This is a genomic window from Streptomyces sp. NPDC004065, from assembly GCF_044903565.1.
In the GTDB taxonomy this organism is placed as follows: Bacteria; Actinomycetota; Actinomycetes; order Streptomycetales; family Streptomycetaceae; genus Streptomyces.
This window is the reverse complement of sequence record NZ_JBJDQT010000002.1, coordinates 217,967-237,654: the sequence shown is the minus strand read 5'-3', so window position 1 is coordinate 237,654 and position 19,688 is coordinate 217,967. Positions and strand designations below refer to the sequence as shown.

Below are 19,688 nucleotides of genomic sequence, written 5' to 3'. Positions count from 1 at the left end.
ACCGGGGTGCCGTGCGTCTCGTCGCACGCGCCGTCACACCTGGCCCGCGACTGGCCCGCAACCACCTGGCCCGCACCCGGCCTTGCACATGGCTTCGCCCCGGACCCGGGAGAGTCCGGGGCGAAGCCGTGCGGGGCGACGGCGGCGCGCTCAGGCGGCGCCTTCCTCGCCGGAGCGGCGGCGCGCGAGGAAGTACGCCGCGCCCACCGATCCGGCGATCAGCGCGGTGCCCATGCCGATCTGCTCGAGGTCGAAGCCGGCGACGGTGCCGCCGCCGCCCGCGTGGACGCCGTGCCGGAAGTGCTCCGGCCTGCCCGAGTCGTAGCCGCCCGAGCGGCCCTCGTCGTCCCCGTCGTCCTCGGAGCGGCCCTCGCCGCCTCCGCCGCCGTAGGAGTGGCCTCCTCCGCCTCCACCGCCGCCGGAGCGGCCCTCGCCGCCCCCTCCGCCGTAGGAGGAGTGGCTTCCGCCGCCTCCGCCGTAGGAGCCGTCACCGCCGCTGGCGAAGGCCGCGGGCGCGGAGAGGGTGAGGGCGCCGACGCCGAGAAGTGCGGCCGAGACAACGCCTATTACGCGCATGATGAGTCCTCCGGTCCCCGAGGAGCAGCGGCGGACCTCTTCCGCCTGTACCGGACGTGCACCTCGATGATCGAAACGCTAGGAAGAAGCGCACTCCGGCGCGATCGCACCCGGGCGAACGGGGCAATGGTGTGGGCCGCCCAGGGGACGCGGCTCCGGCGGCCGGGGGAGAGGGACCCGGCCGCCGGAGCAGTATCGGCCGCGAACGGTCGGGGACCGTCGGCGGGTGAGTGACCGTCAACCGAGGGCGCGTCAACCGAGGGCGCGTCAACCGAGGGCGCGTCAACCGAGGGCGCGTCAACCGAGGGCGCGTCGGCCGAGGACGGTTGGGTCGGTGAGGGGCCGTCAGGGGGACAGGTGCGGGAACAGGTCCAGGAAGGGGCCGGCCGCCGCCTGCACGCCCCGGCTGTAGGGGGCGTCGAAGTCCCAGATGAGGAAGAGCAGGAAGGCGATGAGGGCGGAGAACAACCCCGCCAGCACCAGTTCCCGCGCCGTGCGCCGGATCTGCAGCGCGAACACCATGCCGATGGTGACGACGGCCCCCGAGAGCAGGCCGAACCACACCACCGGGGGCATCGTCGCGCCCGTGGAGCCGGCGCGCGCGGTGCGGGCCTGGTCGGCGGCGGCCACCTGGTCCACGAGCGGCTGGTAGGCCTGCGCCTCGTAGTCCGAGGCCGGGCGGTAGTCGGTGACGTCCGCGCGGACCCGGTCCAGCAGCCGGTCGCCGAGCGGGGTGACCCGCCCGTGCTCGGCCATTTCCTTCCACTCGGCGCCGACGACGTGCCCGACGTAGACGTCGATGTCGGAGCGGATGCGGTCGCGGACCGCGGGAGGGTAGACCCGCACGCGCTCGGACACCTCGTGCAGCGCCTGGGCCTCGGCCTGGACCTGGTCCTGGGCGGCGACGCGTGCCTCCCAGACCCCGGCGATGGCCAGGCCCAGCACGATGGCGTACACCACGCCGATCCACATCGTCATGTACTCGATGACGTCGGGGGTCTCGCTGGGGTCGTCGTCCTCGGCGGCCGTGCGGTGCCGTACGAGGGTGATCGCGACCACCACGGCGCAGGCGGCCAGCATCGCGAGGGCGAGAACAAGCCATTCCGACAACGGATCCCTCCTAGGGTCAGCGCGGGCGGAGCGCGGCCACCGCGGCCAGCGCGGGCACGGCGATGAGCAGGACGTAGGTCAGTGGCGACGGACCGTGCCGGGGCGGGCGCCGGTGCGGCTTCGGGTGGTGCGCGGGATAGTTCACCGCCACCGGGGACGCCGGGGGCCGGGGGCGCGGCCCGGGGGCCGGCGGGGGCTTCGGGGCGGCCTCGCGGACCGGGGGCGGGGCAGGTGCGGGCGGTGCGGGGCGCGGCGGAGGGGCCGGCCGGGTGGGCGGTGCGGGCGGCGGGACCGGCCGCGGCCGCGGGGGCGGTTCCGGCACGGGGGTGGGCCTCGGCGGGGGCGGCGGCGGACTGGGGGTCGGTGTGGGTGTGGGTGTCGGCGTCGGTGCGGGGGTCGGGCTCGGACAGGGCGGTTCCGGCTCGGGCGTGGGGGCGGGGCACGGTGGCGGCGGCGAGGGCCAGGAGCCGCCGGCCGCCGACACGGCCACGCTGCCGTCCGGGCCCGTGGAGGCGTAGGCGCAGGCATCGGCCGCGGCGGGCGGGGCCGGCGCGCCCAGACACGTCCAGGCCAGGGCCACCGGGGCCAGCAGCCGCAGCACCAGGGCCGGTCGGTTCGGTTCGGGTCGGTGCACGAGCGAGATCATGGGCGTTCGCGGACCAGGGCACGCCGCGATGCGGCGCGAATGCCACGAAGGTGGGACGCACGCGGCTCGGCGTTTCGGCCCGCCGGTTCACCCCCGCGGGTGTCGATGTGCGCGCGCGTGCGGGTGCGGCGCGAAACCGGTCACCGGGTTCCGAAACTTTTTCCTGTCACGTTGAACACAACCGCCACCCCCATGCGTACCCAGTGTCGTGCGGCGGCGCAGCAGGGCGCTGCAACACCCTTGTGATTATGGGGAGTTTGAGATGAACACCTCCTGGCGGAGCGCCTCGCTCGTGGCGACGGCCGCGGCCGTACTGGCGTTGACGACGGCGTGCGGTCAGGACAGCAGCCCGGCGGCGGGCAGCCAGAACGTCGGTGCGACCGCCCCGGTGGGCGGAGTGGGCGGGGTCGGCACGGGCGTCGGCGCCGGAGCGGGCACCGGCGCCGGCAACGGCTACGGCGCCGACGGCCAGCAGGGCGCCGGTGCGTCGAAGACCGCCGGACAGCTCGCCGTCTCCACCAACGCGGAGCTGGGCAAGTTGCTGACGGACAGCGCCGGCATGACCCTGTACCGCTTCGACCAGGACACGGCCGAGCCCCCCAAGTCCAACTGCGACGGCGACTGCGCCAAGGCCTGGCCGCCCGTCCCCGCCGACGACGCCACGGCCGGCGCCGGCATCGACAAGGCCCTGCTGGGCGAGGTCACCCGCGCCGACGGCACCAAGCAGCTGACGATCGCCGGCTGGCCCGCCTACCGCTACGCCAAGGACACCAAGGCCGGTGACGTCACCGGCCAGGGCGTGGGCGGCAAGTGGTACGCCATGGCCCCCAACGGCAAGAAGGCGTCCCTGGCGAGCCTGCCGGGCCTGTCGGTGAAGAAGACCGAGCTGGGCGAGATCGTGGTCGACCGCAACGGCATGACGGTCTACCGCTTCATGAAGGACAAGGCGTGGCCGAAGCCGGTGTCCGCCTGCACCGGCGCCTGCCTGGAGAAGTGGCCGGCCGTCGCGCCCGTCAAGGCCGCCGACACCAAGGGCGTGGAGAAGAAGGGCCTGATGGGCTTCACCCGGCCGGACGGCGTCAAGCAGATGACCGTGGACTGCTGGCCGATCTACACCTTCTCCGGCGACAAGGCGCCCGGAGACACCAACGGTCAGGGGGTCGGCGGCACCTGGTACGCCGTGTCCCCGGACGGAAAGCCGGTGGGCGCGCCGAAGTAGGCATCAACCTCCCCAGGGTCGATCGCCCCACCCGACGGTGCCGGACACGGAAGGGAGGGATGACGCAGAGCGAGAGCGCCGGACAACCCGACGGCGCGCCACCGACCGGACCGCCCCCTCCGCACCGCACGGAGGGGGCGGTCCGCCGTGTGCGACCGGCACACGCGCCCCGCGCGCACCGTGCGACGAGTCGGCGCGGCCCTGTGCACACCGGCACAATCCGGCTGTGATACGGACGCACCGGCCGACGAAGCCCGCAGGTGGTGACCGGGAACGGATGGTCAATTTCCGTTTCCCCTCGCCCCTTTGGCAGGCGATCAGTAGCCTCTGGCTCGAACACCGGATCGCCTAGCCTGGGAGAGAAGATGGAGCGTCCTGCTTGGGCCCCACGGAGTATCGACATCTCGGTGCCGAGCGTCGCTCGTATCTACGACTACTACCTGGGTGGTTCGCACAACTTCGAGGTGGACCGGGAAGCGGCCCGCAGGGCCATGGAGTTCATGCCGGGGCTGCCCAAGATCATGCAGGCCAACCGGGCGTTCATGCGCCGTGCCGTGCGCTTCGCCGTGGACGAGGGCGTCACCCAGTTCCTGGACATCGGCTCGGGCATCCCCACCTTCGGCAACGTCCACGAGGTCGCCCAGCGGGCCAGTCCCGGAGCGCGGGTGCTGTACGTCGACCACGACCCGGTCGCGGTCGCCCACAGCCAGGCCGTGCTGGCGGGCAACGAGAACGCGGACGTGGTCGCGGCCGATCTGCGCAAGCCCCAGGAGATCCTGGAGAGCCCCCAATTGGAGCGGCTGATAGATCTGAATCGGCCAGTGGCGCTGCTTCTCGTTGCCATACTGCACTTCGTGGAAGACACGGACGACCCCGGCGCTGCGGTGGCCGAGCTGCGCGACGCGCTCGCGCCCGGCAGCCTGCTCGTCCTCACGCACGCCTCGTACGAGGGGATCCCGCTGCCGCAGGAGCGGTCCGAGGGCGCGGTGGACGTGTACAAGAACATACGCAACCCGCTGATCATGCGTTCGCGCGACGAGATCGCACGGTTCTTCGAGGGGTACGACATGGTGGAGCCCGGACTGGTGCCGATGCCGCTCTGGCGGCCGGAGACGGCGCCGGAGGAGGAGGATCCCTACGGCTTCTCCGGTTTCGCCGGCGTGGGGCGCACGGCGTGAGCGCGGAGCCGGACGGGCCGGAGGACAGACTGCGCCGGCTGACGACGATCTGGAGCCGGGCGGTCTTCCCGGTGACCTCGGCGTCGCTGACCCGCCCGGAACTCGAGGAGGAACTGAGGCCACTGGCCGACCTGTTGAGCCGGGCGCTGCGGGCCAGGACCTTCGACGCACAGGCCGGCGAGGCGGTCGGGGCGGGACTCGTCGCCGCGCACTGCACCACGCCGGAGGCGCTCAGCCGCTCCCTGGACTGCGTCGACGCCTATCTGGTCCTGTACTGCGGCGAGGACGGCGACCAGGAGGACCTGCGGGCCCGTTCCGCGCGGCTGCAGCACGCGATGGCCGCCGGGTTCGCGCGGGCGCTGCGCGAGCGCACGCTGGCCGAGCAGGAGGCGATCGCCCAGGCCGCGCTGCGCGCCCAGGGCGTGGTCGCGCAGGCGCTGCACGCGAGCGAGGCCCGCTTCCGGGCCGTGTTCGAGGGCGCGGCCATAGGCATCGGCATCGCCGACCTGGACGGCAACGTGCTCCAGGTCAACGGTGCCCTGCTGCGCATGTTCGGGGGCTCCGAGCAGAGCATGCGCGGCCGCAACGTACGGGAGTGGACGCACGCCGACGACGCCCCGCAGGTCTGGCGGCTGTACGAGGAACTCGTCCGCGGCGAACGCGAGCACTACCACGTGGAGAAGGCGTTCTACCGCCCTGACGGAACGGTCCTGTGGACCAACCTCACCGTCTCCCTGCTCCGCGACGCCGACGGCAACCCGCAGTACCAGCTCGCGCTGATGGAGGACACCACCGAGCGGCGGCTGCTCAACCTGCGGCTGCGCTACGAGGCCACCCACGACGCGCTCACCGGCCTGCCCAACCGCACCCTGTTCTTCGAGCGCCTGGAGAAGGCGCTGAGCGCGGGCGGGGGCCAGCGCTTCGGGCTGTGCTACCTCGACCTGGACGGCTTCAAGACCATCAACGACAGCCTCGGGCACGCGGCCGGGGACCGGCTGCTGGTCGAGGTCGCCGACCGGCTGCAGTCGTGCGCGACCGCGCCCGGCGAGATGGTCGCCCGGCTCGGCGGCGACGAGTTCGTCGCACTGACCACCGGGCCCGGCACCCAGCACGAGGTCGGCGACCTCGCCGCGCGCATCCTGAACGCGCTGGCCGCGCCGGTGCGCATCGACGGCCGGGAGCTGTCCGTGCGCGGCAGCATCGGCGTGGTCGAGGGGCCGGTCGGGGAGCGCAGCGCGGCGGAGGTGCTGCGCAGCGCCGACATCACCATGTACCGGGCCAAGTCGGCCGGCGGCAACCGCTTCGAGCTGGCCGACCCGGAGGCCGACGCCCGCGCCATCACCCGGCACGGGCTGACCACGGCGCTGCCGGCGGCCCTGGACCGGGGCGAGTTCTTCATCGAGTACCAGCCGCTGGTGCACCTCGGCGACGGCAGCGTGCGGGGCGCGGAGGCGCTGGTGCGCTGGCTGCATCCGCAGCACGGTGTGCTCGGCCCCGACCGGTTCATCCCGCTGGCCGAGCACACCGGGCTGATCGTTCCGCTGGGCCGCTGGGTCATGGAGCAGTCGGTGCGCCAGGCCCGCGAGTGGCGGGAACTGCACGACCCGGACGGGACCGGCAGCCCGCTGCGCATCAACGTCAACCTCTCGCCCTGCCAGCTCACCCATCCCCGGCTGGTGCAGGACACCGTGGACATCCTCGAGCGGGCCGGCGTGGCCCCCGACGCGCTGTGCCTGGAGGTCACCGAGTCCGCGCTGATCGGCGCGGACGACGACCTGCTCAAGCCGCTGCGCCGGCTGGCCGACATGGGCGTGGACATCGCCCTGGACGACTTCGGCACCGGCTACTCCAACCTCGCCAACCTGCGCCGGCTGCCGGTGAGCGTCCTCAAACTGGACCGGTCCTTCACCCGGGGCATGCAGCAGTTCCCGGCCGACCCGGTCGACCTCAAGATCGTCGAGGGGATCGTCGCCCTCGCCCACAGCCTGGACCTCGCCGTCACGGTGGAGGGCGTGGAAACCGGCGCCCAGGCCGAGCAGTTGCGCGTCCTGGGCTGTGACACCGCCCAGGGCTGGTACTACGCCCGCCCGGGCCCCCCGGAGCGCCTGCACCAACTCGCCCTGGTGGACGCCGCGGGCTGAACAACGTCCCGCGGGGCCGCGGGCCCGCCTCCCCGCGGCGGCGCGGGCCGTGATCCCGCGGGCCCTGGGGTCCCTGCGGTCCCCTGGCGGCGCGGGGCTGTAATACCGCGGGGACCGCGATCCCGGGGGGCCTGGGTCCCGCGGGCCCTGGGGTCCCTGGGGTCCCTGGGGTCCCTGCGGTCCCCTGGCGGCGCGGGGCTGTAATACCGCGGGGACCGCGATCCCGGGGGGCCTGGGTCCCGCGAGGTCTGGGGCCCCGGGGGCGCACGTCGGTTCGGCCTCCGCGGGTCCTCTTGCGCCGTGGGCTCTCTCGTGCCGTGGCCCCGCCGCGCCGGAACCGCCGTTCAGCCGCCGCCGTGGCCGGCAGGCGGATCCCCGGGCCGGTCGGCCCGTCGTTCCTCCGGCCGTCCGGTGGCGGCCAGGGCGGCGGCCGGGGCCGCGGCGGCGCGGACCCGCGGGCAGACCGGGGCCGACCGCCTTCGCCTGAGCCACCACGCACCCGGCCCGTGCACGGCACCCGCGGGTGCTCGCGGGTTCGGAATCGGGTGCTTCAGCGGGTGCCCCGGCGGGCGCCTGCCGGCTCCTGCCGACCGAGACGGGGCCGGGGCCGTGCGCGGGCGGCGGGCCCGGAGGCCGGAGGGGTGCCCGTCCCCGGGCCTCGGGGTCGCCGGCCCCTCGTGCCCGCGCGCCCCTCGTGCCCGCGCGCCCCTCGTGCCCGCGCGCCCCGCGCCCCCGGGCGCGCGCGTGCCCCCGGTGCTCCGGCGGCATCCGTCAGCGTTCCAGCAGCATGCGCTGGAGTTCGCGGGCCGCCCGGGGCGGGGCCACGTCGCTGCGGTGGGCCAGGGCGATCGTGCGGTGCAGGCCCGGGCGGGCCAGGGGGGTGACCCGCAGGCCGCGGCCGGAGCGGGTGGCCACCATGCGCGGTACGACGGCGACCCCGAGCCCCGCCCGTACGAAGCCCAGCACCGCGTCCATCTCGCCGCCCTCCACCGCGAAGTCCGGTTCGAAGCCCTCGGCGCGGCACGCGGCGACGGTCAGCTCCCGCAGGTCGTAGCCGTGCCGGAACATCACCAGCCGCTCGCCCTCCAGGTCCGCGACGCGCACGGTCCGCCGGGCCGGGCCGCCGGGTGCGGGAGCCTCCGGCGAGGACACCACCACGAGGTCCTCGCGCAGCAGCTCCACCGTGGTGAGCGCGGGGGAGGGCGTCGGCAGCGGGAGCACGACCAGGGCGAGGTCGAGGGCGCCGCGCGCCAGCTCCCGTACCAGGTCGTGGGAGCCGCCCTCCTCGATCAGCAGCCGGATGCCGGGGTAGCGGTCGTGGAAGGCGCGCAGCACATCCGGCAGCAGGCCGGTGCACACGCTCGGGGTCGCCCCCAGCCGCACCCGGCCGCTGCGCAGCTGCACCAGTTCCTGCACCTCGTGCCGGGCGGTGTCGGCGTCGGCGAGGATCCGGCGGGCCAGCGGCAGCAGCGCCTCCCCGGCGTCGGTCAGCGTGATGTTGCCGCGCGCCCGCAGGAACAGATCCGCGCCCAGCTCCCGCTCCAGCGCCCTGATCTGCTGGGACAGCGAGGGCTGGGCGACGTGGACCTGCTCGGCGGCCCGGGTGAAGTGCCGGGTCTCGGCGACCGCCACGAAGTACTGGAGCTGCTGGAACTGCATCCGGCCATGATAGCTGCCCCCTATCGAAACGAGCCGCACCATGTCTTGGACCGATGGGGACCTTCGGCCCTAGCGTTCCTTCCCATGGCACTGGCAACGCGGACGGACCGACGGCCGTCCATGGCACGCACCGTGTGGGACTCGACCGTCGGCAAGAAGACCGTGATGGCGGTCAGCGGTCTGATCATGCTGCTGTACCTGGTCGTCCACATGATCGGAAACCTGAAGATCTACTTCGGGGCCGGCGACTTCAACCACTACGCGCACTGGCTGCGCACCGTCGGCGAACCGTTCATGCACTACGAGTGGACGCTCTGGCTGATCCGTGTCGTGCTCGTGGCCGCGGTCGTCGCCCACGCCGTCTCCGCGTACCAGCTCAGCCGGCGCGACATCAAGGCGCGCCCGGCCAAGTACGTACACGCACGGCCCCGGGCGAGCTACGCCACCCGCACCATGCGCTGGGGCGGGATCATCCTCGGCCTGTTCATCGTCTGGCACCTCCTCGACCTGACCACCGGCACCGTGCACTCCGGCGGCTTCCAGGAGGGCCGGCCGTACCAGAACGTGGTGGACACCTTCTCCACCTGGTACGGCAACGTGATCTACATCGTGGCCATGCTGGCGCTCGGCCTGCACATCCGGCACGGCTTCTGGAGCGCCGCCCAGACCCTCGGCGTCGGCAGCCGCAGGCGCGACCGCGCCCTGAAGACCGCCGCGAACATCCTCGCACTGCTGCTCACGGCCGGCTTCATCGCCGTCCCCGTGGGCGTGATGACCGGAGTGGTGAGCTGACATGACCTCCTACGCCGACTACACGACCGGCGAACCCGTCGCCGACACCAAGGCGCCCTCCGGCCCGATCCACGAGCGCTGGGACAAGCGCCGGTTCGAGGCCAAGCTGGTCAACCCCGCCAACCGGCGCAAGCAGACGGTCATCGTCGTCGGCACCGGCCTCGCGGGCGGCTCCGCCGGCGCCACCCTCGCCGAACAGGGCTACCGCGTCATCCAGTTCTGCTACCAGGACTCCCCGCGCCGGGCCCACTCCATCGCCGCGCAGGGCGGCATCAACGCGGCCAAGAACTACCGCAACGACGGCGACTCGGTCCACCGCCTGTTCTACGACACCGTCAAGGGCGGCGACTTCCGCTCCCGCGAGTCCAACGTGCACCGCCTCGCCCAGATCTCCGTGGAGATCATCGACCAGTGCGTGGCGCAGGGCGTGCCCTTCGCCCGCGAGTACGGCGGCCTGCTCGACACCCGCTCCTTCGGCGGCGTCCAGGTCTCCCGCACCTTCTACGCCCGCGGCCAGACGGGCCAGCAGCTCCTCCTCGGCGCCTATCAGGCGCTGTCGCGGCAGATCGCGGCCGGCACCGTCGAGATGCACCCGCGCACCGAGATGCTGGACCTGATCGTCGTCGACGGCCGGGCCCGCGGCATCGTCGCCCGCGACCTGATCACCGGGAAGATCGACACGTACTTCGCGGACGCCGTCGTCCTGGCCAGCGGTGGGTACGGCAACGTCTTCTACCTGTCCACCAACGCCATGAACTCCAACGCGACCGCGATCTGGCGGGCGCACCGGCGCGGCGCGTACTTCGCCAACCCCTGCTTCACCCAGATCCACCCCACCTGCATCCCGCGCACCGGCGACCACCAGTCCAAGCTCACCCTGATGAGCGAGTCGCTGCGCAACGACGGCCGTATCTGGGTGCCCAAGGCCAAGGGCGACACCCGCCCGCCGAACCGGATCCCCGAGGACGAACGCGACTACTACCTGGAGCGCATCTACCCCTCCTTCGGCAACCTCGTGCCCCGCGACATCGCCTCCCGCGCCGCGAAGAACGTCTGCGACGAGGGCAGGGGCGTGGGCCCCGGCGGCCAGGGCGTCTACCTGGACTTCGCCGACGCCATCAAGCGGATGGGCCGCCAGAAGGTCGAGGAGAAGTACGGCAACCTCTTCGACATGTACGAGCGGATCACCGCGGAGAACCCCTACGAGGTGCCGATGCGGATCTACCCCGCCGTGCACTACACCATGGGCGGCCTGTGGGTCGACTACGACCTGCAGACCACGATCCCCGGCCTGTTCGCCATCGGCGAGGCCAACTTCTCCGACCACGGCGCCAACCGCCTCGGCGCCTCCGCGCTGATGCAGGGCCTGGCCGACGGCTACTTCGTCCTGCCGGCCACCATCAACGACTACCTGGCCCGCCACCCGCACCAGGACGAGGTCACCCCGGACCACCCGGTCGTCCAGGAGGTGCTCGCCGAGACCGAGGACCGGCTCGGCCTGCTCCTCGCCGTCGACGGCGACCGCACCCCCGACTCCTTCCACCGCGAACTCGGCGAACTCATGTGGGAGCTGTGCGGCATGTCCCGCACGGAGACCGGTCTGCGCAAGGCGCTCGAGCGCATCCCGCAGATCCGCGAGGAGTTCTGGCGGCGCATCAAGGTCCCCGGCACCGGCGAGGAGTTCAACCAGTCGCTGGAGAAGGCCAACCGCATCGTCGACTACCTCGAGCTCGCCGAGCTGATGTGCCTCGACGCCCTGCACCGCGACGAGTCCTGCGGCGGCCACTTCCGCGAGGAGTCCCAGACGCCCGACGGCGAGGCGGCCCGCCGGGACGACGAGTTCGGCTACGTCGCGGCCTGGGAGTTCACGGGCACCGGCACGGCCCCCGCCCTGCACAAGGAAGACCTGGTCTTCGAGTACGTCCACCCCACTCAGCGGAGCTACGCATGAAGCTCACCCTGCGCGTCTGGCGGCAGAAGAACGCCGACACCGACGGCGCCATGTCCACCTACGAGGTGGACGGCATCTCGCCCGACATGTCCTTCCTGGAGATGCTGGACGTCCTCAACGAACAGCTCATCCTCTCCGGCGAGGACCCCGTCGCCTTCGACCACGACTGCCGCGAGGGCATCTGTGGCGCGTGCAGCCTCGTCATCAACGGCGACGCGCACGGCCCGGAGCGCACCACCACCTGCCAGCTGCACATGCGCTCCTTCCAGGACGGCGACACCATCGACGTCGAGCCGTGGCGGGCCGCGGCCTTCCCCGTGGTCAAGGACCTGGTGGTGGACCGTTCCGCCTTCGACCGGATCATCCAGGCCGGCGGATACATCACCGCGCCCACCGGCTCGGCGCCCGAGGCCCACGCCACCCCCGTGCCCAAGCCGGACGCCGACTTCGCGTTCGAGCACGCCGAGTGCATCGGCTGCGGCGCCTGCGTGGCCGCCTGCCCCAACGGCGCGGCGATGCTCTTCACCTCCGCCAAGATCAACCACCTCAACGTCCTGCCGCAGGGCGCGCCCGAGCGCGAGACCCGGGTGCTGGACATGGTGGCCCAGATGGACGAGGAGGGCTTCGGCGGCTGCACCCTGACCGGCGAGTGCGCGACCGCCTGCCCCAAGGGCATCCCGCTCGCGTCCATCACCGGCATGAACAAGGAGTGGCTGAGGGCCACCCGCAAGGCCGCCAAGCGCTGACGGCGCGCGGCCCCTCGCACGTTCGCCGGCACGGTGCGGACGGGCGGGGCCGGGGACAGGTGCTCGTCCCCGGCCCCGTCAGCCTCCACCCCCCACCCGTGGATCCCGTCGGCCCTCCACCCCCAACCCGTGGATCCCGACGGCCCCTTCCGCCCCCGTACTCACCGCTCCTGCCCAGCGGCTCCGTTCCGCGGCGCGGCTCGCAGCGCTCGGGCGAGATACGCGGCCGTGACGCTTCCCTCCGCCCGCGCCACCTCCTCGGGCGGCCCCGCCGCCACGACGCGGCCGCCCTCGTCGCCGCCGCCCGGCCCGAGGTCGACCACCCAGTCCGCGCCCGCCACGACCGACATGTCGTGCTCGACCACGATCACGGTGTGCCCGGCGTCGACGAGGCCGTGCAACTGCCGCATCAGCACCTCGACATCGGCCGGGTGGAGCCCGGTGGTCGGCTCGTCGAGCAGGTAGAGGGTGTGGCCGCGGCGGCCGCGCTGCAGTTCGCTCGCCAGCTTGATGCGCTGCGCCTCGCCGCCCGACAGCTCGGTGGCGGGCTGGCCGAGCCGCAGATAGCCCAGGCCCACGTCGAGCAGCGTGTCCAGACTGCGGGCGGCGGCCGGGACGTCCGCGAAGAACCCCGCCGCGGCCTCCACCGTCAGGTCCAGCACCTGGGCGATGTTCCGCCCGCGGTACGTCACTTCGAGCGTCTCCGGGTTGTAGCGCGCCCCGCCGCAAGCCGGGCACGGGGCGTAGGTGGTCGGCAGGAACAGCAGCTCCACGCTGACGAAGCCCTCGCCCTGGCAGGTCTCGCAGCGCCCTCCGGCCACGTTGAAGGAGAACCGCCCGACGCCGTAACCGCGTGCGCGCGCCTCGTCCGTGGCGGCGAACACCTTCCGTACGACGTCGAACAGCCCCGTGTAGGTGGCCAGGTTGGAGCGCGGGGTGCGGCCGATGGGCCGCTGGTCCACGGACACCAGCCGGCCCACGCCGGCGGTCTCCTCGGTGATCTCGCCGAGAAGCGTGGACTTCCCGGACCCGGACACACCCGTGACCGCGGTGAACGCGCCGAGCGGGAACGCGGCGGTCACCCCGCGCAGATTGTGCCGGGTGACCGGACCGACCGTGAGCCGGCCGCGCGGGCGCCGGTCCCGGCGTCGCGGCGCCGCCGCGGGCCCGAACAGGAAGCGCGCCGTGGCCGACCGGGCGACCTCCGCCAGCCCGGCGACGGGCCCGCTGTGCAGCACCCGCCCGCCGTGCTCCCCGGCGCGCGGACCGACGTCCACCACCCAGTCGGCCCCACGCACCACGTCCAGGTGGTGCTCCACGACGAACACCGAGTTCCCGGCCGCCTTCAGCCGCCGCAGCATCGTCACCAGGGCCTCGGTGTCGGCCGGGTGCAGTCCCGCCGACGGCTCGTCGAGCACGTACACCACCCCGAACAGCCCGGACCTCAACTGCGTGGCCAGCCGCAGCCGTTGCAGCTCGCCCGCGGAGAGGGTGGGCGCGGCCCGGTCCAGGCTCAGATAGCCGAGCCCCAGCTCCACGACGGGTGCGATCCGGCTCCGCAGGTCCTCGGTGAGCACCCGGGCCGGCTCGGACGCCCCCCGCAGCACCCCCGCCAGCTCGCCCAGCGGCAGCGCCGCCAGCTCGGCGATGGTCCGCCCGGCGAAGGTGACGGCCAGCGCCTCGGGACGCAGCCTGCGGCCCCCGCAGACCGGGCAGGGCTCGGCGACCAGGAACCGCTCGGCCCGCGCCCGCAGCGTCGCGCTCCGGGAGTCCGCGAAGGTCTTCATCACATACCGCCGGGCGCTCATGTACGTGCCCTGGTACGGCCGTTGGATACGTCCGGCCTCCCGCACCGGGTGCACGGTCACCACCGGCTGCTCGTCGGTGAACAGGATCCACTCGCGCTGCTCGGCGGGCAGCTCGCGCCAGGGCCGGTCGACGTCGTAGCCGAGTGCCTCCAGGACGTCCCGCAGGTTCTTGCCCTGCCACGCCCCCGGCCAGGCGGCGATCGCCCCCTCACGGATGGACAGCGACGGATCGGGGACCAGCGACTCCTCGGTCGTGCGGTGCACCCGCCCCAGCCCGTGGCACTCCGGGCACGCCCCGGCCGCCGTGTTGGGCGAGAAGGCGTCCGAGTCGAGCCGCGGCGCACCCGGCGGGTAGTCCCCGGCCCGCGAGAACAGCATGCGCAGGGAGTTGGACAGATTGGTCACCGTCCCCACCGACGACCGCGAGGAGGGCGCCGACCGCCGCTGCTCCAGCGACACCGCCGGCGGCAGACCGCTCACCTCCGCCACCTTCGGCGCCCCCACCTGGTGGATCAGCCGCCGCGCGTAGGGCGCCACCGACTCGAAGAACCGCCGCTGCGCCTCCGCGTAGACCGTGCCGAAGGCCAGCGACGACTTCCCCGACCCCGACACCCCCGTGAACACCACCAGGGCGTCCCGCGGGATGTCCACGTCCACCCCCCGCAGATTGTGCTCACGGGCACCGCGGACACGGACGTACGGGTCGTGGGGGGTGTGCATGACGAGACTCCGGGACCGGGTGCGGACGCACACCGGGTGCGGACGCACGGACGGGCAAACCTCGCAATCCTATGCGAGTGCCGCCCGGCCCACTTCCTCAGTCGTCGAGCCGCACCGGCATCAGGATCGAGAACGTGCCCTCGTCGTCGGGGCGGCGGATCGCCAGCGGGGCGGTGGGGGCGCCGAACTCCAGGACCAGTTCGTCCCGGTCCCCGGCGGCGAGAGCGTGCAGCAGGAACGCGCGGTTGACGGCCGTACGGCCGCCGTCCTCGCCGTCGTCCGCGCAGAGGGCGACCGTGCCGTCGCCGGTGACCTCGAGCACGCTCAGGTCGTAGGGCAGGCCGTCCTGCTCGCGCACCCGGCTCTCGCGGACCGGGCCGGTCTCCAGCAGCTTGCGGAAGGCGGGCACGTCCACCAGGACCCGGCGCCCGGCCGGCAGGCCGACGAGGCGGCGGTGGTCGGGGAAGTCGTGGCCGGCGCACCGGCCGGCCGCCTGGCGGTCCCCCGCCTCCAGCGTCACACGGTCCCCGTCCACCGCGAGCCGCACCGTCTCCTCGCCGCCGCCGAGCAGGGCGCGCATCGCGTCGACGAGCGGAAGCGGCACGACGGCCTGCGCACGGGGTGCGTCGTGCCCGCCCTGCGCACGGGGTGCGTCGCGCCCGGCCTGCGCACGGGGTCCGTCGTGCCCGGCGGTGCGCGCTCGTGCGACGGCCATCCGGTAGCGGTCGGTGGCCACCACGGTCAGCGTCCCGCCCCCGATGTCGAACAGGACGCCGGCCAGCATCGGCAGCTCCGGGTCCGTGCCGGCCGCGAAGCGGACCGCGTCGAGGGCGGCGGCCAGTTCCGCGGCGGGAAGGGACAGCCGGACGGCAGCGGTGCGGAGCGAGGTCATGGGGTCCTCCCTGTGGTCGAGCAGTGCCTGGACGGCGGAGAACTCGCTGTGCGCCTCGGACAGGCCCGCCTGAAGACGGTGCAGATGCGCCTGGAGGAGCGCCCGCACCAGATCCGTGTCGGCGTTGGACCAGCCGGCCAGGACCAGGCGGATGTCGGCGAGCGGCATGCCGGCCCGGCGCAGTCGCGTCAGCAACCGCGCCTCCTCGCGCTGCCCGGCTCCGTACCAGCGGTAGCCGCTGACCGGGTCCACCCGGGCGGGCACCAGCACACCGGCACGGTCGTAGAACCGCAGCGCGCTCACCCCCAGGCCGCTGTCCCGGGCCATCTCCCCGATGCTGTACATCTCGTTCTCCACACCCGTGACTCTGGGCCCTCGACAAGGTCGAGGGTCAACTCCACCACGCGGGGCGGTCCGCCGCCGCTACGCCGTGAAGATCCGTGCGAGGCGCCGGTAGGAGTCCGTCAGGGCCTCGCGGTCGTACGTGCTCGTGGTGACCAGGACCTCCTGGGCGCCCGTGTCCTTCAGGAGCGTCTCCAGCTCGTGGGCGACCCGGTCCTCGGTGCCGGCGATGTGGCCGGCCAGGCCGGACTCGTACAGTCCGCGCTCCTTGGCGGTCATCGCCGCGGGCTCGACGTGCTCGGCGGGCCGCAGCGGGGGGAACGTGCCGTGGGTGCGGGCGTGCGCCATCGACCAGGCCTCCGGGACCAGCAGCCGGCGGGCGCCGGCCGCGGTGGCGGCCACCGCGACCGTGCCGGAGACGACCACGTACGGCTCCGCGGCCCAGGGGGAGGGGCGGAAAGCGGCGCGGTAGCGGTCGATGCCCTCGAGCATCCGCTTCCGGTCGCGCAGATCGCCGATGACCATGGGCAGTCCCGCCCGGGCGGCGATCGCGGCGCCCTCGCCCATCGCCAGGACGAACGGGGGCACGCGCAGCCCCTCCGCGGGCCGGGCGCGCACACCGGTCGGGGAGCCGCCCTCGAACCAGCCGAGGAGTTCGGCCAGCTGCGCCGCGAAGTCCTCCGCGTCGTCCTTGCCGCGGCCCAGGGCCCGGCGCACCCCGTCGGTGAAGCCGACCGAGCGGCCCAGGCCCATGTCGATACGGCCCGGGAAGAGCGACTCCAGCACCCCGAACTGCTCCGCCACCACCAGGGGCCGGTGATTGGGCAGCATCACGCCGCCCGTGCCGACCCGGACGGTGGAGGTCGCGGCGGCGACCGCGGCGGCCAGCACCGTCGGCGCGGATCCCGCGACGCCCGGCACACCGTGGTGCTCGGACACCCAGAAGCGGTGGTAGCCGAGGCGCTCCGCCTCCCGCGCCAGGCGCACGGTGTCCCGCAGCGCCTCGCCGTCCGGGCGGCCCTCGCGGGTGCGGGAGCGGTCGAGGATCGAGAAGCGGGTGGCGGCGATCAGGGAACTCACAAGAGCTTCAACGCGTGCCCGGCGCCGGGATTCCCGGGGAAGACGGGACCGGGGTCCGCCCGGCGCCGTTCACCCGGGGGTGTCGTCGATCACCCGGGGGTGTCGCCGGGCTCCGGGCCCCAGTACTCCGGGCCGCCGCCGCGCCAGTCGATGAGCGGGGACACCGAGGCCTCCACGACGTCGATGTCGAGCCCGGCGCGGCGGAGGAACTCGGCGACGTCGGCGATGCTGTACGCCAGCCCCAGGATCTCGCCGTTCACACGGACGCGCCGGCCGCCCGTCGGGGAGGGCGGGTGCACGATCACGGGCAGTGCTCCGGACATGTACCCATCATCGGGGGCGGGCCCGGCCCGCGCATCCGGACGCCGGCCGTCCGTACCCGGGGGCGGGCCCGGGGCGCCGGCTCCCGGACCCGCGGCGCACGCGGGGAGGTCCGCGGCCCCACGGCGCACGCGAGGTGGTCCCCGCAGCCGCCGTAGGCTGGCGCCGTGACGGACAGCAGCAGACGGCCCCTCGCCGTGTTCGACCTCGACAACACGCTCGCGGACACGGCTCACCGGCAGCGGTTCCTGGAGCGCCGGCCGCGGGACTGGGACGGCTTCTTCGCCGCCGCGCCCGCGGACCCGCCGCTCGCCGAAGGCGTACGGCTGGCCCGGGAGAGCGCGTCCGAGTGCGAGGTCGTCTACCTCACCGGGCGGCCCGAGCGGTGCCGCCGGGACACCCTCGACTGGCTGGCCGCGCACCGACTGCCCGAGGGGCGGGTGTACATGCGGCCCGACCACGACCGCAGGCCCGCCCGCCGCACCAAGCTGGAGATCCTGCGCCGGCTCGCCCGGAACCGGGAGATCCGGGTCCTGGTGGACGACGACGAGGTGGTGTGCGAGGACGCGCGGCGGGCGGGCTTCCCCGTCCTGGTGGCCCGCTGGACCGCGCCCTCCGGGGAACTGCGGGACGCCCAGGAGAACGAGGGCCGCACCTGAGCGCGTGCGCGGCGGGGTCCTGCCCCGCCAGTGGGTCAGTCCGCGTCCTCGATGCGGAAGCCGACCTTCAGACCGACCTGGTAGTGCTCGATCTGCCCGTTCTCGATCTGCCCCCTGACCTGCGTCACCTCGAACCAGTCCAGGTTGCGCAGGGTCTGCGAGGCGCGGGTGATGGCGTTGCGGATGGCCTGGTCGACGCCCTCGTGGGAGCTGCCGACGATCTCGGTGACCCGGTACGTGTGGTCGGTCATGCGGGTGGTCCTCTCCGTCCGTATCCGTCCGTAACGGATGTGTCACGCGTCACTCCACCGTGCCGTATGGCGAGGCGGAGCGCGAGGCGTGGGGCCCGGGGGCCGTACCACCCTTGACGCGGGCATTGGTCCATACCAAACTTCAGCTCGCCCCGTGCGAGCCCTGCTCGCGCCCCCACGTCGGGAGCCGTTCCCTGTCCCCAAGGCAGAACAGGACTGCTCGTGAGACGTCGCCTTTCCGCCCTCGCCCTCGTCCTGGCCTCCCTCGGCGCGGCCGGCGCCTGCGGTGTGCTGCCGGGCGGTTCGGGCGGACGGCACACCGTCACCGTGTGGCTGATGAAGGACAGCGCGTCGCAGGAGTTCCTGCGCCGTTTCACCGAGGACTTCGAGCGTGAGCACGGCGATCTGCGCCTGGACGTCCGCATCCAGGAGTGGACCGGCATCGGACGCAAGGTGCAGACCGCGCTCACGGGGCACGACCCGGACGGACCCGACGTCATCGAGGTGGGCAACACCCAGGTCGCGCAGTACGTCGAGGGCGGCCGGCTGACCAATCTGACCCTGGAGTCCATGCGGGACTGGGGCATGCGGGACTGGCTGCCCGGCCTCGCCGAGCCCGGGCTGGACAACACCGCGCAGTACGGCATCCCCTGGTACGCGGCCAACCGGGTCGTCATCTACCGCAAGGACCTGTTCCGCAAGGCGGGCATCACCTCACCGCCGCGCACCCGGGACGAGTGGCTCGCCGACACCGGGAAGCTCAACTCGGGCGGGAACCAGGGGATCTACCTGGCCGGGCAGGACTGGTACACGCTGTCCGGCTTCATCTGGGACGAGGGCGGCGACCTCGCCCGGCAGGACGGCAACGTCTGGAAGGGCACCCTGGACACCCCGGCCGCGCTGCGCGGGATGGACTTCTACCGGCGGCTGCAGGCGCTCGGCCGGGGTCCCGTCGGGGCCGACGAGGAACACCCGCCGCAGACCGGGGTGTTCGCGGCCGGCAAGGTCGCGCAGATCGTGGCCGTGCCCGGGCTCGCCCAGGCCGTGGTGCGGAAGAACCCCGATCTGAAGGACCGGCTGGGCTTCTTCCCCGTGCCGGGCAGGACGGCCGCCCGGCCGGGCGCCGTGTTCACCGGCGGCTCCGACCTGATCGTGCCGAGGAACACCGACGACCGCGACGCCGCCGTCGCCGTGGTCGAGGCCCTGACCGGCGCCAAGTGGGACACCGAGCTGGCCCGGACCATGAACTACGTGCCCAACAAGACCACGCTCGCGTCCGCGGTCGCCGGCGAGGAGGGCGTCGCGGCCATGGCGGCGGGCGCGGCGCACGGCCGGGCGACGCCCAACACCCCGCAGTGGGCCGCGGTCGAGGCCGACAACCCGATCAAGTCCTGGATGACGAAGGTACTGACCGGCGCGGACCCACTGCCCGAGGCCCGCCGCGCCTCACGCCGCATCACAGCCCTCCTGGCACCGAACCCCCGCTGACCGGCCAGAGGCGCCCGGCCACCCCGACCGACCAGACGCGCCCGGCCGCGCCGGCCGCCCCGGCCGGCCCGCCGACTCGGCCCATCCGGCCGGTGGACCTGGCCGCCCA

17 protein-coding genes are annotated in these 19,688 nt (G+C 73.7%); 8 read left to right on the top strand and 9 right to left on the bottom strand.

Annotated features, from left to right (window positions below; all coding sequences use genetic code 11):
- Positions 1-150: 150 nt before the first annotated feature.
- From ACI2LW_RS04980 to ACI2LW_RS04970, 3 genes are all read right to left on the bottom strand, one after another.
- Positions 151-576 carry a hypothetical protein gene (locus ACI2LW_RS04980; RefSeq protein ID WP_404729724.1) on the bottom strand — a complete coding sequence of 142 codons (426 nt, stop codon included), beginning with the start codon at positions 574-576 and terminating at the stop codon, positions 151-153.
- 345 nt (positions 577-921) lie between these two features.
- Positions 922-1,686, bottom strand: a complete 765-nt coding sequence (locus ACI2LW_RS04975; protein ID WP_404729723.1) for a hypothetical protein — start codon at positions 1,684-1,686, stop codon at positions 922-924.
- Positions 1,687-1,702: 16 nt separating this feature from the next.
- Positions 1,703-1,831, bottom strand: a complete 129-nt coding sequence (locus tag ACI2LW_RS04970) for a hypothetical protein (protein WP_404729722.1) — start codon at positions 1,829-1,831, stop codon at positions 1,703-1,705.
- Positions 1,832-2,594: 763 nt separating this feature from the next.
- On the opposite strand from ACI2LW_RS04970, the gene ACI2LW_RS04965 reads away from it, so the two are divergent.
- The 3 genes from ACI2LW_RS04965 to ACI2LW_RS04955 all read left to right on the top strand — a co-directional run bounded on the left by ACI2LW_RS04965 (position 2,595) and on the right by ACI2LW_RS04955 (position 6,870).
- The gene (locus ACI2LW_RS04965) at positions 2,595-3,551 is read left to right on the top strand and encodes an SCO0930 family lipoprotein (protein ID WP_404729721.1); all 957 of its coding nucleotides are present in this window, start codon (positions 2,595-2,597) and stop codon (positions 3,549-3,551) included.
- 365 nt (positions 3,552-3,916) lie between these two features.
- Positions 3,917-4,729, top strand: coding sequence for an SAM-dependent methyltransferase (locus tag ACI2LW_RS04960; RefSeq protein WP_404729720.1), 813 nt, complete (start codon positions 3,917-3,919; stop codon positions 4,727-4,729).
- Positions 4,726-6,870: a putative bifunctional diguanylate cyclase/phosphodiesterase gene (locus ACI2LW_RS04955; RefSeq protein WP_404729719.1), complete on the top strand. Its 2,145-nt coding sequence runs from the start codon at positions 4,726-4,728 to the stop codon at positions 6,868-6,870. The genes ACI2LW_RS04960 and ACI2LW_RS04955 overlap by 4 nt, the downstream gene beginning before the upstream one ends.
- 771 nt (positions 6,871-7,641) lie before the next feature.
- Here the strand turns inward: ACI2LW_RS04955 and ACI2LW_RS04950 are convergent.
- Positions 7,642-8,529, bottom strand: coding sequence for a LysR family transcriptional regulator (locus ACI2LW_RS04950; protein ID WP_404729718.1), 888 nt, complete (start codon positions 8,527-8,529; stop codon positions 7,642-7,644).
- A gap of 120 nt (positions 8,530-8,649) precedes the next feature.
- Here ACI2LW_RS04950 and ACI2LW_RS04945 point away from each other — a divergent pair, with 120 nt between their 5' ends.
- From ACI2LW_RS04945 to ACI2LW_RS04935, 3 genes are read left to right on the top strand one after another with little or no spacing between them, the layout of a single operon-like run.
- Entirely contained in the window at positions 8,650-9,321 is a 672-nt protein-coding gene (locus ACI2LW_RS04945; protein WP_404729717.1) for a succinate dehydrogenase, read from the top strand.
- Position 9,322: 1 nt separating this feature from the next.
- Positions 9,323-11,272 (top strand): fumarate reductase/succinate dehydrogenase flavoprotein subunit, encoded by a 1,950-nt coding sequence (locus ACI2LW_RS04940; protein WP_404729716.1) that lies wholly within the window; start codon positions 9,323-9,325, stop codon positions 11,270-11,272.
- The gene (locus tag ACI2LW_RS04935) at positions 11,269-12,018 is read left to right on the top strand and encodes a succinate dehydrogenase/fumarate reductase iron-sulfur subunit (RefSeq protein WP_404729715.1); all 750 of its coding nucleotides are present in this window, start codon (positions 11,269-11,271) and stop codon (positions 12,016-12,018) included. Before ACI2LW_RS04940 ends, ACI2LW_RS04935 begins: the two co-directional genes overlap by 4 nt.
- 161 nt (positions 12,019-12,179) lie before the next feature.
- On the opposite strand, the gene ACI2LW_RS04930 is transcribed toward ACI2LW_RS04935, so the two are convergent.
- The 4 genes from ACI2LW_RS04930 to ACI2LW_RS04915 all read right to left on the bottom strand — a co-directional run bounded on the left by ACI2LW_RS04930 (position 12,180) and on the right by ACI2LW_RS04915 (position 17,183).
- Positions 12,180-14,546 (bottom strand): ATP-binding cassette domain-containing protein, encoded by a 2,367-nt coding sequence (locus ACI2LW_RS04930; RefSeq protein WP_404729714.1) that lies wholly within the window; start codon positions 14,544-14,546, stop codon positions 12,180-12,182.
- Between the two features lie 97 nt (positions 14,547-14,643).
- Positions 14,644-15,783, bottom strand: coding sequence for a MerR family transcriptional regulator (locus ACI2LW_RS04925; protein WP_404729958.1), 1,140 nt, complete (start codon positions 15,781-15,783; stop codon positions 14,644-14,646).
- Positions 15,784-15,861: 78 nt separating this feature from the next.
- Positions 15,862-16,860: an MsnO8 family LLM class oxidoreductase gene (locus tag ACI2LW_RS04920; protein WP_404729713.1), complete on the bottom strand. Its 999-nt coding sequence runs from the start codon at positions 16,858-16,860 to the stop codon at positions 15,862-15,864.
- 89 nt (positions 16,861-16,949) lie between these two features.
- Complete coding sequence (locus tag ACI2LW_RS04915) at positions 16,950-17,183, bottom strand: hypothetical protein (protein ID WP_404729712.1); 234 nt, start codon at positions 17,181-17,183, stop codon at positions 16,950-16,952.
- A 165-nt stretch (positions 17,184-17,348) separates the two neighbouring features.
- On the opposite strand from ACI2LW_RS04915, the gene ACI2LW_RS04910 reads away from it, so the two are divergent.
- Positions 17,349-17,840 carry a hypothetical protein gene (locus tag ACI2LW_RS04910; protein ID WP_404729711.1) on the top strand — a complete coding sequence of 164 codons (492 nt, stop codon included), beginning with the start codon at positions 17,349-17,351 and terminating at the stop codon, positions 17,838-17,840.
- A gap of 35 nt (positions 17,841-17,875) precedes the next feature.
- On the opposite strand, the gene ACI2LW_RS04905 is transcribed toward ACI2LW_RS04910, so the two are convergent.
- A complete protein-coding gene (locus ACI2LW_RS04905) occupies positions 17,876-18,091 on the bottom strand; it encodes a dodecin (RefSeq protein WP_355891460.1) in 216 nt (71 codons plus the stop codon).
- A 222-nt stretch (positions 18,092-18,313) separates the two neighbouring features.
- On the opposite strand from ACI2LW_RS04905, the gene ACI2LW_RS04900 reads away from it, so the two are divergent.
- Positions 18,314-19,579 carry an extracellular solute-binding protein gene (locus tag ACI2LW_RS04900; protein WP_404729710.1) on the top strand — a complete coding sequence of 422 codons (1,266 nt, stop codon included), beginning with the start codon at positions 18,314-18,316 and terminating at the stop codon, positions 19,577-19,579.
- The last annotated feature ends 109 nt before the right edge of the window (positions 19,580-19,688 follow it).

What these genes read in the sequence shown, in the direction of transcription:
- ACI2LW_RS04925 (WP_404729958.1), bottom strand. Translation starts at nt 15,783, where the DNA reads ATGTACAGCATCGGGGAGATGGCCCGGGACAGCGGCCTGGGGGTGAGC.
- ACI2LW_RS04905 (WP_355891460.1), bottom strand. Translation starts at nt 18,091, where the DNA reads ATGACCGACCACACGTACCGGGTCACCGAGATCGTCGGCAGCTCCCAC.
- ACI2LW_RS04965 (WP_404729721.1), top strand. Translation starts at nt 2,595, where the DNA reads ATGAACACCTCCTGGCGGAGCGCCTCGCTCGTGGCGACGGCCGCGGCC.
- ACI2LW_RS04935 (WP_404729715.1), top strand. Translation starts at nt 11,269, where the DNA reads ATGAAGCTCACCCTGCGCGTCTGGCGGCAGAAGAACGCCGACACCGAC.
- ACI2LW_RS04930 (WP_404729714.1), bottom strand. Translation starts at nt 14,546, where the DNA reads ATGCACACCCCCCACGACCCGTACGTCCGTGTCCGCGGTGCCCGTGAG.
- ACI2LW_RS04950 (WP_404729718.1), bottom strand. Translation starts at nt 8,529, where the DNA reads ATGCAGTTCCAGCAGCTCCAGTACTTCGTGGCGGTCGCCGAGACCCGG.
- ACI2LW_RS04960 (WP_404729720.1), top strand. Translation starts at nt 3,917, where the DNA reads ATGGAGCGTCCTGCTTGGGCCCCACGGAGTATCGACATCTCGGTGCCG.
- ACI2LW_RS04940 (WP_404729716.1), top strand. Translation starts at nt 9,323, where the DNA reads ATGACCTCCTACGCCGACTACACGACCGGCGAACCCGTCGCCGACACC.
- ACI2LW_RS04980 (WP_404729724.1), bottom strand. Translation starts at nt 576, where the DNA reads ATGCGCGTAATAGGCGTTGTCTCGGCCGCACTTCTCGGCGTCGGCGCC.
- ACI2LW_RS04915 (WP_404729712.1), bottom strand. Translation starts at nt 17,183, where the DNA reads ATGTCCGGAGCACTGCCCGTGATCGTGCACCCGCCCTCCCCGACGGGC.
- ACI2LW_RS04945 (WP_404729717.1), top strand. Translation starts at nt 8,650, where the DNA reads ATGGCACGCACCGTGTGGGACTCGACCGTCGGCAAGAAGACCGTGATG.